Below are 14,143 nucleotides of genomic sequence, written 5' to 3'. Positions count from 1 at the left end.
CGGTAAAGCGGCCATGCGCCTGCGAAGCAAGACCGGACGGGCGCCAACCGGCACCCGTCCCGATTTCTGGCGATCAGAGGCTTGCCTTGACCTTTTCGGCGACTTCCGGGCTGACCCAGGTGGTCCACATGTCACCGTAGTTTTCGAGGAAATACTTAGCAGCATCCTCGTTGGTACCCTGGTTTTCGTCCATCCAGGCCAGAACCTTGCCGACGGTCTGGTTGTCCCACTTGCGGGTCTTCAGATAGTCGATGGCCACGGCGTTCTTATCGGCGAACTGCTTGGTGACGACGGTGAAGACGTCAGAGACCGGATAGGCATTGACCTTCGGATTTGGGCAATCCGGAACGGCAGTGCACTTGTCCCATTCGGCCTTGTCATGCTCAACGCCGAAGGACAGCTTGACCATTTCGTACTTGCCGAGGATGGCGGTCGGTGCCCAGTAGTAGCCGAGCCAGCCGGTCTTCTTTTCGAAGGCGCTGGCGATCGAGCCGTCGAGACCGGCGGCCGAGCCGGTATCGATCAGTTCAAATCCCTTTTCCTTGGCGCCGAGCGCCTTATAGAGATTGGCGGTGGAAATCTGGCAGTTCCAGCCCGACGGGCAGTTCGTCACGGCGGCCTTGGACGGATCTTCCGGTGCAGGGAAGAGTTCCGGATGGGCCAGCGCATCCTGCACGGTCTTGATGTCCGGATGAGCGTCGGCGAGGAATTTCGGGATCCACCAGCCTTCCACGCCGCCGTCGCTCAGAAGCGGGGCGAGCTGGAGCAGGCGGCCTTCGCCGATCGCTGCATCGAGCGGCGTGCGCACGGCGTTCACCCAAAGTTCCGGAGCGATATCCGGTTCGCCCTTCTCGTTCATCGAAGTGAAGGTCGGCATGGTGTCGCCGGTCACAACGGTCACGTTGCAGCCATAGCCGCTTTCAAGGATCATCTTGTCGACATAGGCGGCAACGCCCGCCGATGCCCAGTTCATTTCCGCGATGGAGACATCGCCGCACTCGGCAGCCTGGGCGGACCCGGCAGCCGCATAGAGGCCGGCGGCGAGGATAGTGGAGGCGAGGAGCTTCTTCATGGTTTAAGACCTCCCAGTCTTAATTCTCTTGCAGCATTCTGGACGGGCATGTCGGGCTACTGCGCTTCCCGATCAGGCCAATTGCGAGAGGGCAGGCCGCACAGCCGGGTCAAGAACGGCTGGGCTTCCGCATGGCTGCATCGGCGATTATCGTTGGGGCGCATCGGATGGAGATGCAGCCCGTTCCAGCCGTAGGGCAACCGCAGTCAGCCTACGGGTTCCCCGGAAGAAATCAACCTCCCGGGACAGCGGCCGGACCGGGCCGCACATGTCGCAAGCCCTTGTAACGCCTCATTTTGCTTCAAATTGCCGTTACAGAACATTGCAGACAGCACAAGAGATAGGCGGACGGCCCTCCAGGAACGCACGGCTGTGAAAATGCGCTGCGAAAAGAGACTTTATCTGTTCCACAAACGGCATTTTCCAGGCCGTCCGACGGTCTGAAGCAGCATCTCAAAAAAACGAAAAAAACTGTCGGCAAGCGCGAAAAAATAACGCTTGGGTAACCGCGAGGCGGCTAATTGTTATCCCACGCGGCGCGTTTTTGCCGCCTGCGCCCCGGATCTGGTTTTGCGTACCGGGGTGCTTGAGTTCTCCAAAAAACGGCGCGAACCGTCAGGTCGCGCCGTTTTTTTGTTCGTCCGTCCGGACAAGGCCTCGAACCGGATCGATTATTTGGATCGACCGTTGCGTCCGGCGAACATCGCCCTCCGCGGGACAAGCTCTTCCCAGTGCAGCCGCGAGGCGTTCTTCGGAGCGCGGCCGTTCCAGGCGATGTTCAGGCCATTCTTGTTGTGCAGGATATAAAGCATTGGATGTCCTCCGGGCATGCGGCCATCGGCCTTGTGTTGTCTTTTCCATCAGGCTCATAATCCTCTTTCGCGACGCGATTGTGGCTGATGTCGGCACTCGATGTCGCAAAATGACAACCGGCCTGCAAGCGTCGGCGGCAAGCTGCCGCAGCATCGCCGCAACGTTAATCTTCGGCGCAACGGCGCGGCTAAAACATGGCAGAACAATGACTTTGCGATCTGCGAGAAACAGGAAAGAAACGCGATGAGCAAGGCTGTCATGCTGCAGGGAACCGGCTCCGATGTCGGAAAGACGATACTGGTCGCAGGACTTTGCCGGCTTGCGGCCAATCGCGGGCTCAAGGTGCGGCCATTCAAGCCACAGAACATGTCCAACAACGCCGCCGTTTCGGACGACGGCGGCGAGATCGGTCGTGCGCAATGGCTACAGGCGATGGCCGCGCGGGTGCCGTCCTCGGTGCACATGAACCCGGTTCTTCTCAAACCCCAGTCGGAAACGGGCAGCCAGATCATCGTGCAGGGCAGGGTTTTCGGGCAGGCGAAGGGGCGGGATTATCAGAGGCTCAAGCCGCAGTTGCTCGATGCCGTGATGGAAAGCTATGAACATGTCCGGCGCGGAGCCGATCTCGTTATCGTGGAAGGCGCCGGCTCACCTGCGGAGATCAATCTGAGGGCAGGGGATATCGCCAATATGGGCTTTGCCGTCCGCGCAGGGGTTCCGGTCGTGCTCGTGGGCGACATCGATCGCGGTGGCGTCATTGCCTCGCTGGTCGGCACCCACACCATCCTTCCCGAAGAGGACCGACGGCAGATCGCCGGCTATATCATCAACAAGTTCCGGGGCGACATGTCGCTTTTCGCCGACGGCATAGAGGCGATCGGCCGGTTCACCGGCTGGCCGTGCCTGGGTGTCGTGCCATGGCTGAAGGCCGCGGGCCGCCTTCCGGCGGAGGATTCAGTGGTGCTCGAACGGCTGACGGCAGGCAAGGGGGGCGCCCTGAAGATTGCGGTGCCGGTCCTTTCGCGCATCGCCAATTTCGACGATTTCGATCCGCTTGCCGCCGAACCGCAGATCGAACTCGTCTTCATTCGTCCGGGAGAGCGCCTGCCTGCCGACGCCGGCCTGGTCATCATTCCGGGATCTAAAGCGACAATCGGGGACCTCGAGGATTTCCGTGCGCAGGGTTGGGATGTCGACCTTGCTGCCCATGTGCGGCGGGGCGGCCGCGTGATCGGCATTTGCGGCGGCTACCAGATGCTCGGACGCTCGGTCTCGGACCCGCTCGGCCTTGAGGGGGAAAGGCGGACCGTGGCCGGCCTCGGCCTGCTCGACATCGAGACGGAGATGGCACCGGAAAAGACGGTTCGCAACAGTACCGCGCGGTCGCTCGAATACGACGCCCCGCTTTCCGGATACGAAATCCATCTCGGCATCACCCGGGGACCGGATTGCGCGAGACCCAGCGTGGTCATCGACGGCCGGCCGGACGGAGCCGTTTCGCCCGATGGCCGGATCAGCGGCACCTATCTGCACGGACTGTTTTCAAGCGACCTCTACCGTGCCCGACTCCTCCAAAGTTTCGGTATTGCGGCCGGCATCGGCAACTATCGCGAAGAGGTGGAGGCGGCACTGGATGCGGTTGCCGTCGAACTGGAGGAGAGACTGTCGGCCGAATGGCTGACGACATTGATGGGGTGAGGGCGGCGCGCACTCAGGAGCGCGTGGCAATGTCGACGGGCGAGGCGAGCAACTCGCCGGTTCCGAGCGAATTATCGGAATATTTGAAGATCAGAATGCTGAGCACCAAAGCGATCAGCACGACGAAAATGGCTCTCATGTCTCGCATTGCCCCTTACCTTCGAGCAACGCCATGATTACCGCAGGACCGGTTCCGACCCCGCTAAATCACTCGCTAAAATTCAATGCAATCGGCTTTTAAAGTCCGCGAGGACAGGTGTTTCGCGCCTCCGGAGTAACGGAACGTTTCCTAACGGGGGCCTGCGGCTTCCATGGGCGAGGCAAGCAGTTCGGCCTGGCCGATCTGGTTGTTGGAATATTTGAACAAGAGAATGCTCAATATCGACGCGATGATGACGATTACAATGGCGCGCATCTGTCCTTGCCCTCGGCTGCCACTCAAGGTCCGTTGCGGCCGCCGGCAATCGGAGGCTCTCATCGCTTGTATCTGGTGTGTCGCCGGCGATTGCGCCAGATGGCAAGCCTCGTATAAACACGAATTCGACATTATCTTAGCGGAACAGCAGCGTCAGGGCGCGGGAAGAGGCGCCTTTTCCGGAGGCAGGCGTCATGCAATTCAGCCGTCGTTCAATGCTGGCCGGTTTCGCCGGTCTTCTTGCAGCAGGTTCTTTTCGCGCGAAACCGACGCTGGCCGCCGACGGGAAGCTTTCCTTCCTCGTCGTGGGTGACTGGGGCGAGCCCGACAACCACGCCGCCGCACTCAAGGTGGCGGGTGCCATGGCCAAGGTGGCGGAGCAGGCGCGGATTTCGTTCGTCATCTCCACCGGCGACAATTTCTATGAAAGAGGCGTGAAGGACGTATCCGACGCACTTTGGCAGAACGCTTTCGAGAACATCTATTCCGCCCCCTCGCTTCAGTGTCCCTGGTATGTGGTCCTCGGCAATCACGATCACGGCGGCAGTATCCAGGCCGAGATCGATTACAGCGCCAAGAGCACGCGCTGGAATATGCCGTCGGCCTATTACAGCATCGGCAAGGCCTTGACGCTCGCGGCGTCGGCGGACTTCTTCTTCCTCGACACAGAGCCGCTCAAGGAGGCATCCTGGTGGGAGCGGATGACCAATCTGGAGAGGGATCCGGCAAAACAGCTCGAATGGCTGGAAACCTCGCTGGCCGAAAGCAAGGCGAGCTGGAAGATCCTGGTCGGGCATCACCCGATATTCTCCGGAGGCGAGCACGGTGACACGGCGATCCTGATCGAGCGGGTCAAGCCACTGATGGAAAAATACGGCGCGCAGATCTATCTGAGCGGTCACGACCACGATCTCGAGGCGATCAGGAGCGGTCCGGTCAGCTATCTGGTATCGGGCGCCGGTTCCCGCACGCGTCCGATCACGAGCCATGTCGACGACACGTTTTCCGCATCCAGACTTGGCTTCCTGCTGGTGGAAATCGAGGAGACGCGGGCAACCGCGACTTTCTTCGACGAAGACGCTGCCATTCTCCACACGGAAGAAATCCCGGCATTCGGCAAGGCCTGAGCCAGATCGCGAAACTTATCGGATTGGCAATTCCAAAGAGGCGGCGACGGAAGGATCGGGGCAAGTTCGGGCGCCGTTTCGACGACAGACTAAAATCGCATAAGATAGATTATGGAACTTATGCGTTACAATTCAGCCTGGTACCCAGCCAACAGCCAGCAACGTTGAGTGAAGCCTGGTTCGCAAATATAATTCAATGAAATCAGTGATATGCGCTCATAACTTCAAGCGAAACTACCGGCGGAAACTGTACTCTCCACCTCGAATGCCATCCGATCGTAAGCCGGTTCGACATGCGGCGGCGTCTCCGCCAGGACAGTTTCATAGTCCAGCGGCACGTGCATATGCGTGAGAATGGCACGCGCGGGTCTGAGGCGCTCGATCCAGCCAAGCGCCTGTTCGAGCGAAAAATGGCTCGGATGGTGCCGGTATTGCAGGGCATCGATAATCAGCACCGAGAGCCCGCCAAGTCTTGCGACGGTTTCCTCCGGAAATGCGCTGACGTCGCAGCAATAAGCCACATCTCCGATCCTGAGGCCGAGTGAAACGATGTCACCGTGTTGCTGGACCAGTGGCTGCAGGCGAACGGTGCCGCCGGCACCGGCGATCTCGATCGGTTTATCCAGATCGACAATCTCGACCGGTTCGACGATCGGCGGATAATTGCTGCCATCAGGCGTTTCGAGGCAATAGCCGAAACCCTGGCGAATCCGTCGCATGGTCTCGGGCTCGGCATGGATCGGAATCCGCCGGTTCTGCGTGACGAAATAGCCGCGCAGGTCATCGATGCCGTGCAGGTGGTCGGCATGGGCGTGAGTATAGAACACGGCGTCGATATGCTGGACGCGGGCTGCGATCATCTGTTCGCGGAAATCCGGTCCTGTGTCGACCACCACGGTCGTGACACCGCCGTCGGGACCGATCTGCTCAATCAGAAAAGACGCGCGCGTACGTCGGTTGCGCGGGTTGTTCGGATCGCATGCGCCCCAGTCTCCGTTGATGCGCGGTACGCCCGGAGACGACGAGCAACCGAGGATGGTGAAGCGCTGGCGATAAGTCATGCAAGCCTCGGCATCTTGGAGAAGATGCGGAATGCGTTGTCGGTCGTGATCCGGGCCATCTCTTCGAAGCTTACACCCATGGTTTCCGCCAGCACTTCGGCGGTGTTGACCACGTATGACGGTTCGTTGCGCTTGCCGCGCCAGCGCTTCGGCGCGAGATACGGTGCGTCGGTTTCGACCAGCAGCCGGTCGAGCGGCAATCCTTTGGCGATATCGCGCAGTTCGGTCGATTTCGGGAAGGTCAGAATGCCCGAGAAGGAGACGTAGCCGCCGAGTTCGACGCCGGTCTTCGCCAGCGCTTCGCCGGAGGAGAAGCAGTGCAGGATGAAGGGGAAGGCCCCCTTCCCTGTTTCCTCCGTCAGGATAGCCGCCATGTCGTCATCGGCGCTGCGGCTATGGATGACCAGCGGCAATCCGGTTTCACGCGCCGCCGCGATATGGCGCAGAAGTCCTGTCTTCTGATCCTCGGGCTTCTGGGTGTCGTAGAAATAATCGAGGCCGGCTTCACCGATCGCGACCACCTTCGGATGAGCCGACAGCCGAACCAGATCCTCGGTGGTAATATCCAGTTCTTCATCCGCATTGTTCGGATGGGTTCCGACCGAGCAGAACACGGTCGGAAAACGCTCGGTAAGCGCCAGTAGCGTGTCGAGTTTCCGCACGCGGGTCGAGATCGTCACCATCTGCGCGACGCCCGCCGCATGCGCCCGCGCAACCAGTTCATCGCGCTCCGCGTCGAAGTCGGCAAAGTCGAGATGGCAATGGGTATCGATCAGCATGGCGGTCAAGCCTTCGCGTCCGGCTCAGGCGCCACGTAACGCGGGAAAACCGGTGCCGGAGCTTCCAGCGCGGTTCCAGGCGTCAGTCGACCTGCCTCGCCGAGGAAGGCGAAGCTGCGCCTGTCTTCCGGCACCGCGACGAGATCGAGCAGCTTGGACGATGAGGCCGGCATGATCGGCTGGAACAGGATGGCGATCTGGCGCACCACCTCGGCCGTGACGTAGAGCACGGTCGCCATGCGGGCCGTGTCGGTCTTGCGCAAAACCCAGGGCTCCTGTGCGGCGAAATAGCGGTCGGCTTCGTTCACCGTGCCCATGATCGTCGCAACGATCTTATGCAGCGCAAGACGGCTCATCTCTTCGCGGCAGGTGGCGATCATCGCGTCTGCGGTCGCCAGCATGGCCTTGTCGGCGTCCGTCAGTTCGCCCGGCTCCGGGATCTTCGCCTCGCAGTTCTTGACGATCATCGACAGTGAACGGCTGGCGAGGTTGCCGATGCCGTTGGCGAGGTCAGCATTGATGCGGGTCGCGATCGCTTCCTCGCTGTAATTGCCGTCCTGTCCGAAGGAGACTTCGCGCAGCAGGAAATAGCGCATCTGGTCGAGACCGAAATGGTTCACCAGGTTCGCCGGATCGACCACGTTGCCGAGCGACTTGGACATCTTCTCGCCCTTGTTCAGCACCATGCCGTGGGCGAAAACCTTCTTCGGCAGCGGCAGGCCGGCGGACATCAGGAAGGCCGGCCAGTAGACGGCGTGGAAGCGGATAATGTCCTTGCCGATGATATGAACGTCGGCCGGCCAGTATTTCGCCCGAGGACCGCTCTGATCCGTCAGATAGCCGGTGGCCGTGATATAGTTGGTCAGCGCATCGACCCAGACATACATGACGTGCTTCGGATCGTCCGGCACCTTGATGCCCCAGTCGAACGTCGTGCGCGAGATCGAAAGGTCCTTGAGGCCCGACTTGACGAAGGAAACGACCTCGTTCTTCCGCTCGACCGGGCCGATGAAATCGGGCTGCTCCTCGTAAAGCTTCAGCAGCCTCTCCTCATAGGCGGAAAGCCTGAAGAAATAGCTCTCCTCTTCCACCCATTCTACCGGCGTGCCCTGCGGTCCGTAGCGAACGCCATCGGCGCGCAGTTCGGTTTCGTCCTCGGCGTAATAAGCCTCGTCGCGAACGGAGTACCAGCCGGCATAGCTGTCCTTGTAGATGTCGCCGCTGGCGGCCATCCGTTTCCAGATTTCCTGCGATGCCTCGTGGTGGCGGGCCTCGGTCGTGCGGATGAAATCATCGTTAGACGAGTTCAGCATCCTGCCCATCGCCCGGAATTCGTTGGAATTCCGTTCGGCCAGTTCTTCGGTCGAGATACCCTCTGCCTTTGCCGTCTGCTGCATCTTCTGGCCGTGTTCGTCCGTTCCGGTCAGGAAGAAGACATCCTTTCCGTCGAGCCGCTGGAACCGCGCAATGGCGTCGGTCGCGATCAGCTCGTAGGCGTGGCCGATATGCGGCTTGCCGTTCGGATAGGCGATGGCGGTGGTGATGTAGAACTTTTCGGTCATGGCTGATCTTGTTGTCCGCGTCGATTGCGCTTTTATGAAATCATGCCGCTCTTAGAGCATTCTTGCGCCTTTAGAAACAGCAAGTTTTGCGAACGGCAGGCGTGGCGCCCGCGCATATGTCGCGGCGATCCCCTGGAATTCAAGCCCCTGAAATCGCGGTCAGCGCATCGAGGATGGTCTGCTTGCGGTCGAGATTGTAGGCGCCGGCCGTTGCGAACTGCTCGTTGATCGAGGTCGACAGGCGCGCATAGCGTTCCGCCCGGCCAAGATCGCCGGCAAGCGCCAGCCGCCGAGCGGTTTCCACCAGGTATTCGCTCAGATGTTCAGAAAAGAAACCGAAGGCGACGTCGCGGTCCTTGCCGCTCAAGGCATCGGCAAGCTGGTGCATGGTCTTGCGCGCGGCCGGGCCTTCTCCCGAGAGGATCTTCTCGAAAGCTTCGATGATATCCGCACCGCCGTAGTTGACGATCTTAAGCGCCTGGGCCACGCTTCCCTTGGCCAACGACAAGACGGCCCCCGCCTGCGCCTCGCCGATCGAAAGACCGAGTTGGCCAAGCGCCAGGCGCATGGCATCCTCCGAAAGCGCGCCAAGCTTCAGCGGCAGGCAGCGGGAACGGATCGTCGGCAAAAGGCGTCCCGGCGCATGGGAAAGCACGAGGAACATCGCCCGCTTCGGCGGTTCCTCAAGGATCTTCAAAATAGCGTTCGCAGCGTTGCGGTTGAGATCGTCCGCCGGATCGATGATGACGATGCGCCAGTTGCCGGTACCCGAGGTCTGCGAGAAGAAGTGCCCTGCCCTCCGGACCTCATCGACCGTGATCGCGCTCTTGGCGCGGCCCGTCTTCTCGTCGACCGGCCGCGTCAGGTGCAGCAGATTGTGGCTGGCGCCGCCCGCGATCTGCCGGCTGACGGATGACTGAGGATCGGGATCGGCGATCCGCTCCGGCGCGTTCAGCGGATCGGGATGGGAGAGAACGTGGTTGGCAAAGCGGAAGGCAAGCGTCGCCTTGCCTATTCCTTCCGGCCCTTCGATCAGGATGGCATGGTGACCCTTGCCCGACCTGTAGGTCCTGGCGAGAAAATCCTCCGCTTCCGCATGGCCAAAGAGCTTCGTGTTCAATGCCGGCGCGATGGCGCCTTCCAGCACGCCGTAGCGTTCTTCACTCATTGGGCGCCGACCTGCTCTGTGACGACGGGCGACGGGCGCGCGAGGAGCGGCTCGATCAGGCCGAGCACCTGTTCGCCGATATCGGCGACGGGACGCTGGGCATCGATGACGCGGCAACGCTCCGGAAAGGCGGCGGCGATATCGAGAAAGGCCTGGCGCCGCTTTTCATGGGTCTCGACCTCTTCCTTCTCGAAGCGGTCCGGCTCGCTGGCGCTGCCGAGATGCGGCTGCAGCCGCCCGCGCGCACGTTCGAGCCCGACGGAAGCCGGCAGGTCGAAGATCAGCGTCAGGTCCGGCACGACGCCGTCGACGGCGACCCGTTCCAGCGCATCGATGAAATCCTGTTCCAGATTGCCTGTCACCCCCTGGTAGACACGCGACGAATCCATGAACCGGTCGCACAGCACGACAAACCCCTTGGAAAGCGCCGGCCGGATCACTGTCTCGACGTGGTCGTTGCGTGCGGCGGCGAAAAGAAGCGCTTCCATCCGCACGCCATAGGCCTCGGCGGCGCCCGAGAGCAAGACATGGCGCAAAGCCTCCGCTCCAGCCGACCCGCCAGGCTCGCGCGTGGTGATGACATCGAGGCCGCGGCGACGGAGCGCGTCGGCGAGCCGGCGGATCTGGGTGGACTTGCCGGCCCCCTCTCCGCCCTCGAAACTCACGAACAATCCCTTACCGGTCGACACTCTCTGCTCCGCCCTTCGCGAATAAAAGCTAATATAGGTAGACTATGCCTCAATAGCGCAATCGCCATACCAGTTAAACTGCAAACCGGCCTGCAAACCGGCCTGCAAAAATCCCTGTCCGGTCAGAGCCAGAAGAACATGAGCTCGAAGAGGGCGTCGAAGGCCTTCTGCCGCAAGCTCCCCTCGCCCACGGGTTCGGCGCTCTTCAATGCGAGCTCCCGCAGGCGGCGCTCTCCCGAATAGATCGTGAGCCTGCCGACATCGGCACCCGCCACGACCGGAGCCCGCAAGGGCCACTGGTAGACGATCCGCGCCTGCAGCCGTTCGGGGTTGTTGACCGGCACATAAACATCGACCGGAATCGGTGTCACGAGAGCCACCTTGCCCTTGTCGCCGCCATAGACGCTCGCCTCGCCGACGGTTTCTCCCGCCTTGAACAGGCTGCGCATCTCGAAGGTCGTGAACCCCCAATCCAGCAACCGGTTGGCTTCCTCGGTGCGTTCCTTATCGCTGGCGACACCGTTCATTGCCAGGAAAAGCCGCCTGCCCTGGCGTTGCGCCGACGTCACGATGGAATAGCCGGCACCCTCCGCAAAGCCCGTGGCAAGGCCGTCGGCGCCGGATGCCAGCATGGGATTGCGATTGCGCTGGAGGATCCTGTTCCATTCGAATTCCGGCTGCGACAGCAACCGGTAGAAATCCGGATAGGTCGCCTGCAGATGACGCGCCAGGCGCACCATGTCCGACAAGGTCGTCCGGTTGTCCGGATGGGGAAGGCCCGTCGAGTTGGCGAAATGGCTGCCCGTCAAACCGAGTGCCCTTGCCCGCTCATTCATGCGTTCGGCGAATTTTTCCTCGCTTCCCGTCATGCCCTCGGCAAGGATGATGCAGCCGTCATTGGCCATCTGAACGGCGATCCCCTTTATCAGGTCTTCCACGCGGATATCCGACTTCAACGCGGCGAACATCGTCGACGTGCGCGAGGGAGCGCCGCCGGTGCGCCAGGCATGCTCCGACACCCGATAGACCGTATCGAGGCCGATCTCGCCACGCTTCAGGGCGTCGAAGACCACTTCCAGCGTCATCATCTTGGCAAGCGACGCGGGCGGGAACGGTTGATCCTCCCCCTTGGAGAGCAACACCGTGCCCGTCGAGGCCTCGACCATCAGGACCTGCGTGGCCTTGGTTTCGAAGGTCTGGAGCGGCGCTTTTTGCGCCATGACGCCGATCGGAAGGAAGAAGCCCAGCAGGAGGACGGCAAGGGCAAGGCTCTGTCGCATGGTCCTCTTCTGCTGCTCCTGCCTGCATCTGCGGCAGGCATACTCGACGATAGCGCTCAGCGACCGCCCGAGAGCTTCGTGCCGCCGCGTCTGACCGAAGCGAGAATCGATGCTTCCGTCAGGCCGTCATTGCGCACCATAATGGCGTCGAAGGCAAGCGCAGAACGAGGAACGACGGAGCCTTCCGCATAGGCGGCCGCGGGGACACCGGCAGGCAGGCGCAGATAGTGGCCATCGAGCGGCCGCGGATAGGGCATGGGGCCGATCTCAGGCAGGAGCACGAACTGGTCGAAAGCCGCAGCCGCCGCAACGGAGGCCGTTGCAGCCGGAACAGGCTTGCCGGACGGCGTCGGACCGGCGAGGCTCGTCTGGATCGCCGGAGCCTGCAGCGTCATGCTCTGCGGCATGGAGTTCTGGGCGGAAGCGACCATGACGCCGCTGGCGATCTGGCCCTGCGGATTGACGCTGGGGAAGCGATCCCCCTTCTTGCTGTAGGACGCCATCAGGTACGGCATGTCGTTGCCATCCATGCGCGCCGGACCGACATACTGCACGCGAACCTTGCCGGTGCCGCTATGGGCCATGTCGAGCATATCGGCAGTCTTGTTGGAGAGGTCGATGATGCGATCCGAATGGAACGGGCCACGGTCGTTGACGCGAACAATGACGGAATTGCCGTTTTCGAGATTGGTCACACGCGCATAGCTCGGCAATGGCAGCGTCGGATGCGCGGCGGAAAGATAGTACTGGTCGTAGAGCTCGCCGTTCGCCGTCAGGCGACCGTGAAAGGCCGAGCCGTACCAGGAAGCGACGCCGACCTTGTCATAATCCGGATTGTCGTTGGGAACGTAGACCTTGCCCTTCACCGTGTAAGGCTTGCCGACCATATAGCGACCGCCGCCCTTGGGCACCGGGCCGCTGGCGACGAGACGCGGGCTCGCCTTCACGCCGTATTCCGATTCGGAGAAGTATTCCTTGCCGTGCTTTTTCGGCTTTTTTCCGCCGTCGGTGGTGGAGCATGAAGCAATGGAAACGCAAAGAAGCGACAAAGCGAGCCATTTGGCTCCGATGACCAAAGATCCGCCGCCTGTCCTGATTTTCATGTGTCCCACTTATTCAACAAGTCTCGCCGCGGCGTCCCCTGCCGCTGCCGGGAAGAAACGCCGTTTCCACCCGACTGGCTATCTGCAACGGTAAGAAGAAAGCTTTGACAACGTGGCGGAATTGCGAAAAATCTGTGAGTTGCGCCGCCATTCTGCATTCATGGTAAATGTCCGGTAAATAAAACAGGCCGATAACCCGGACTGTTACTGGCCACCTCTTCCACCGCGGGCTCGTCACGGATCGCAAATGGGTTCGCGCCGCCGTTCGTTCGAGCCGGATGTAAATCCGGCTTGCCAAGTGCCGTGGCTTTGCGCATAACGCGAACGTCCGGATGGGTGGCCGAGCGGTTTAAGGCACCGGTCTTGAAAACCGGCGTAGGTGAGAGCCTACCGTGGGTTCGAATCCCACCCCATCCGCCACCTTGGTTCATCCGGCCTGCTTTCAACAGCACACGCTGCCGGTTTTTCCTTTTTGCCGTAGAGCAACGGCCGATGGGGTCAGCCGTCGGTTGAAACGCTGAGTGGCTTCCAGTCCTCGATCTCCTGCTTCAGACGTTCGATTCTGTCTGACACGAGACGGACAGCATCGCTGCCGAGCAGGAGTTGCGGCGGCGGGTTGCCGGATTCGACCAGCGCCAAAACCGCCGCAGCGAGCTTTTCCGGATCGCCGGGCTGCTTCCCGCTCCTGGCCTTGCGCGCCTCACGGATCGGATCGAACAGGGCGTCATAGTCCGCAATCGAACGTTCGGTTCGAACCATCGAGCGCCCGGCCCAATCGGTTCGGAAGGAGCCTGGGCAAAGCGTGGTGACATGCACGCCGAACGGCGCCATCTCCGCGCGCATGACTTCGGATATCCCCTGAAGGGCGAACTTGCTTCCGCAATAATAGGCAATGCCAGGCATGGTAATCATGCCGCCCATCGAGGTCACGTTCACGATGAACCCGCCGCGTCTTTCACGGAAGCGCGGAAGGAACGCCTTGGCGACCGCGACGGCGCCGAAGACGTTCACATCGAACTGACGCCGCATCTCCTCCAGGGGCGACTCTTCGAGAGTCCCCTCATGGCCGTATCCGGCGTTGTTGATCAACACGTCCACGGGCCCGTAATCCTCCTCGACCTGCTGCGCGATGTCGGCAATACGGTCGAATTCCGTTACATCGCACAGAACGGATCGGACCGTCGGCAGGTGGCTCGCGAGAAAGGCGCGCGCGTCTTCGGTGCGGACGGCGCCGACCACCTGATGACCTTGACGGCTTGCGGACGTCGCGATTGCGAGGCCGAAGCCGGAGTTGGCCCCAGTAATGAAAAAAGTCTTGCGCGGCATGATTGCTCTCTCGATCCTGTTTGCTCTATCGTTTTGATGAATAATCTTCG

The 14,143-nt window shown here is 61.2% G+C and carries 14 protein-coding genes and 1 tRNA gene; 3 read left to right on the top strand and 12 right to left on the bottom strand.

The genetic code is table 11. The features are described 5' to 3' along the window. Positions 1 to 73 precede the first annotated feature (73 nt). Both ACLBKR_RS08445 and ACLBKR_RS08440 read right to left on the bottom strand, forming a co-directional pair. Complete coding sequence (locus ACLBKR_RS08445) at positions 74 to 1,072, bottom strand: ABC transporter substrate-binding protein (protein ID WP_112831445.1); 999 nt, start codon at positions 1,070 to 1,072, stop codon at positions 74 to 76. Positions 1,073 to 1,743: 671 nt separating this feature from the next. Beyond that, a complete protein-coding gene (locus ACLBKR_RS08440; RefSeq protein ID WP_162757446.1) occupies positions 1,744 to 1,884 on the bottom strand; it encodes a hypothetical protein in 141 nt (46 codons plus the stop codon). 244 nt (positions 1,885 to 2,128) lie between these two features. On the opposite strand from ACLBKR_RS08440, the gene ACLBKR_RS08435 reads away from it, so the two are divergent. After that, positions 2,129 to 3,583, top strand: coding sequence for a cobyric acid synthase (locus ACLBKR_RS08435; protein ID WP_113485980.1), 1,455 nt, complete (start codon positions 2,129 to 2,131; stop codon positions 3,581 to 3,583). 13 nt (positions 3,584 to 3,596) lie between these two features. Here the strand turns inward: ACLBKR_RS08435 and ACLBKR_RS08430 are convergent, their stop codons facing one another. Further along, entirely contained in the window at positions 3,597 to 3,731 is a 135-nt protein-coding gene (locus ACLBKR_RS08430; RefSeq protein ID WP_280520000.1) for a hypothetical protein, read from the bottom strand. 141 nt (positions 3,732 to 3,872) lie between these two features. Continuing rightward, positions 3,873 to 3,998: a hypothetical protein gene (locus ACLBKR_RS08425; RefSeq protein ID WP_280519999.1), complete on the bottom strand. Its 126-nt coding sequence runs from the start codon at positions 3,996 to 3,998 to the stop codon at positions 3,873 to 3,875. 194 nt (positions 3,999 to 4,192) lie between these two features. Here ACLBKR_RS08425 and ACLBKR_RS08420 point away from each other — a divergent pair, with 194 nt between their 5' ends. Further along, entirely contained in the window at positions 4,193 to 5,125 is a 933-nt protein-coding gene (locus tag ACLBKR_RS08420; RefSeq protein WP_113485963.1) for a purple acid phosphatase family protein, read from the top strand. A 224-nt stretch (positions 5,126 to 5,349) separates the two neighbouring features. Here ACLBKR_RS08420 and ACLBKR_RS08415 read toward each other — a convergent pair whose 3' ends face one another. From ACLBKR_RS08415 to ACLBKR_RS08385, 7 genes are all read right to left on the bottom strand, one after another. After that, complete coding sequence (locus ACLBKR_RS08415; protein WP_414901368.1) at positions 5,350 to 6,186, bottom strand: MBL fold metallo-hydrolase; 837 nt, start codon at positions 6,184 to 6,186, stop codon at positions 5,350 to 5,352. Beyond that, positions 6,183 to 6,965: a TatD family hydrolase gene (locus ACLBKR_RS08410; protein WP_112831448.1), complete on the bottom strand. Its 783-nt coding sequence runs from the start codon at positions 6,963 to 6,965 to the stop codon at positions 6,183 to 6,185. The genes ACLBKR_RS08415 and ACLBKR_RS08410 overlap by 4 nt, the downstream gene beginning before the upstream one ends. A gap of 5 nt (positions 6,966 to 6,970) precedes the next feature. Next, positions 6,971 to 8,527: a methionine--tRNA ligase gene (gene metG, locus ACLBKR_RS08405; protein WP_112831449.1), complete on the bottom strand. Its 1,557-nt coding sequence runs from the start codon at positions 8,525 to 8,527 to the stop codon at positions 6,971 to 6,973. 139 nt (positions 8,528 to 8,666) lie between these two features. Beyond that, positions 8,667 to 9,695, bottom strand: coding sequence for a DNA polymerase III subunit delta' (locus ACLBKR_RS08400; protein WP_112831450.1), 1,029 nt, complete (start codon positions 9,693 to 9,695; stop codon positions 8,667 to 8,669). Continuing rightward, positions 9,692 to 10,384, bottom strand: a complete 693-nt coding sequence (gene tmk, locus ACLBKR_RS08395) for a dTMP kinase (RefSeq protein WP_112831451.1) — start codon at positions 10,382 to 10,384, stop codon at positions 9,692 to 9,694. Before tmk ends, ACLBKR_RS08400 begins: the two co-directional genes overlap by 4 nt. Positions 10,385 to 10,506: 122 nt before the next feature. Beyond that, positions 10,507 to 11,664, bottom strand: a complete 1,158-nt coding sequence (locus tag ACLBKR_RS08390) for a D-alanyl-D-alanine carboxypeptidase family protein (protein ID WP_113438221.1) — start codon at positions 11,662 to 11,664, stop codon at positions 10,507 to 10,509. A 56-nt stretch (positions 11,665 to 11,720) separates the two neighbouring features. After that, positions 11,721 to 12,767, bottom strand: coding sequence for a septal ring lytic transglycosylase RlpA family protein (locus ACLBKR_RS08385; RefSeq protein ID WP_112831453.1), 1,047 nt, complete (start codon positions 12,765 to 12,767; stop codon positions 11,721 to 11,723). Positions 12,768 to 13,097: 330 nt separating this feature from the next. Here ACLBKR_RS08385 and ACLBKR_RS08380 point away from each other — a divergent pair. After that, positions 13,098 to 13,187: transfer RNA gene (locus ACLBKR_RS08380), tRNA-Ser, on the top strand. Positions 13,188 to 13,265: 78 nt separating this feature from the next. Here ACLBKR_RS08380 and ACLBKR_RS08375 read toward each other — a convergent pair. Then, a complete protein-coding gene (locus ACLBKR_RS08375) occupies positions 13,266 to 14,093 on the bottom strand; it encodes an oxidoreductase (RefSeq protein ID WP_414901364.1) in 828 nt (275 codons plus the stop codon). Positions 14,094 to 14,143: the final 50 nt, after the last annotated feature.

This window comes from Paenirhizobium cremeum, from assembly GCF_047553425.1.
In the GTDB taxonomy this organism is placed as follows: Bacteria; Pseudomonadota; Alphaproteobacteria; order Rhizobiales; family Rhizobiaceae; genus Allorhizobium; species Allorhizobium cremeum.
The sequence above is the reverse complement of the archived record's forward strand: the minus strand, read 5'-3'. Positions and strand labels throughout refer to the sequence as shown.

Excerpts from the sequence above, each read along its gene's own strand:
- ACLBKR_RS08445 (WP_112831445.1), bottom strand. The coding sequence starts at position 1,072 with ATGAAGAAGCTCCTCGCCTCCACTATCCTCGCCGCCGGCCTCTATGCG.
- ACLBKR_RS08440 (WP_162757446.1), bottom strand. The coding sequence starts at position 1,884 with ATGCTTTATATCCTGCACAACAAGAATGGCCTGAACATCGCCTGGAAC.
- ACLBKR_RS08435 (WP_113485980.1), top strand. The coding sequence starts at position 2,129 with ATGAGCAAGGCTGTCATGCTGCAGGGAACCGGCTCCGATGTCGGAAAG.
- ACLBKR_RS08430 (WP_280520000.1), bottom strand. The coding sequence starts at position 3,731 with ATGCGAGACATGAGAGCCATTTTCGTCGTGCTGATCGCTTTGGTGCTC.
- ACLBKR_RS08425 (WP_280519999.1), bottom strand. The coding sequence starts at position 3,998 with ATGCGCGCCATTGTAATCGTCATCATCGCGTCGATATTGAGCATTCTC.
- ACLBKR_RS08420 (WP_113485963.1), top strand. The coding sequence starts at position 4,193 with ATGCAATTCAGCCGTCGTTCAATGCTGGCCGGTTTCGCCGGTCTTCTT.
- ACLBKR_RS08415 (WP_414901368.1), bottom strand. The coding sequence starts at position 6,186 with ATGACTTATCGCCAGCGCTTCACCATCCTCGGTTGCTCGTCGTCTCCG.
- ACLBKR_RS08410 (WP_112831448.1), bottom strand. The coding sequence starts at position 6,965 with ATGCTGATCGATACCCATTGCCATCTCGACTTTGCCGACTTCGACGCG.
- metG (WP_112831449.1), bottom strand. The coding sequence starts at position 8,527 with ATGACCGAAAAGTTCTACATCACCACCGCCATCGCCTATCCGAACGGC.
- ACLBKR_RS08400 (WP_112831450.1), bottom strand. The coding sequence starts at position 9,695 with ATGAGTGAAGAACGCTACGGCGTGCTGGAAGGCGCCATCGCGCCGGCA.
- ACLBKR_RS08390 (WP_113438221.1), bottom strand. The coding sequence starts at position 11,664 with ATGCGACAGAGCCTTGCCCTTGCCGTCCTCCTGCTGGGCTTCTTCCTT.
- ACLBKR_RS08385 (WP_112831453.1), bottom strand. The coding sequence starts at position 12,767 with ATGAAAATCAGGACAGGCGGCGGATCTTTGGTCATCGGAGCCAAATGG.
- ACLBKR_RS08375 (WP_414901364.1), bottom strand. The coding sequence starts at position 14,093 with ATGCCGCGCAAGACTTTTTTCATTACTGGGGCCAACTCCGGCTTCGGC.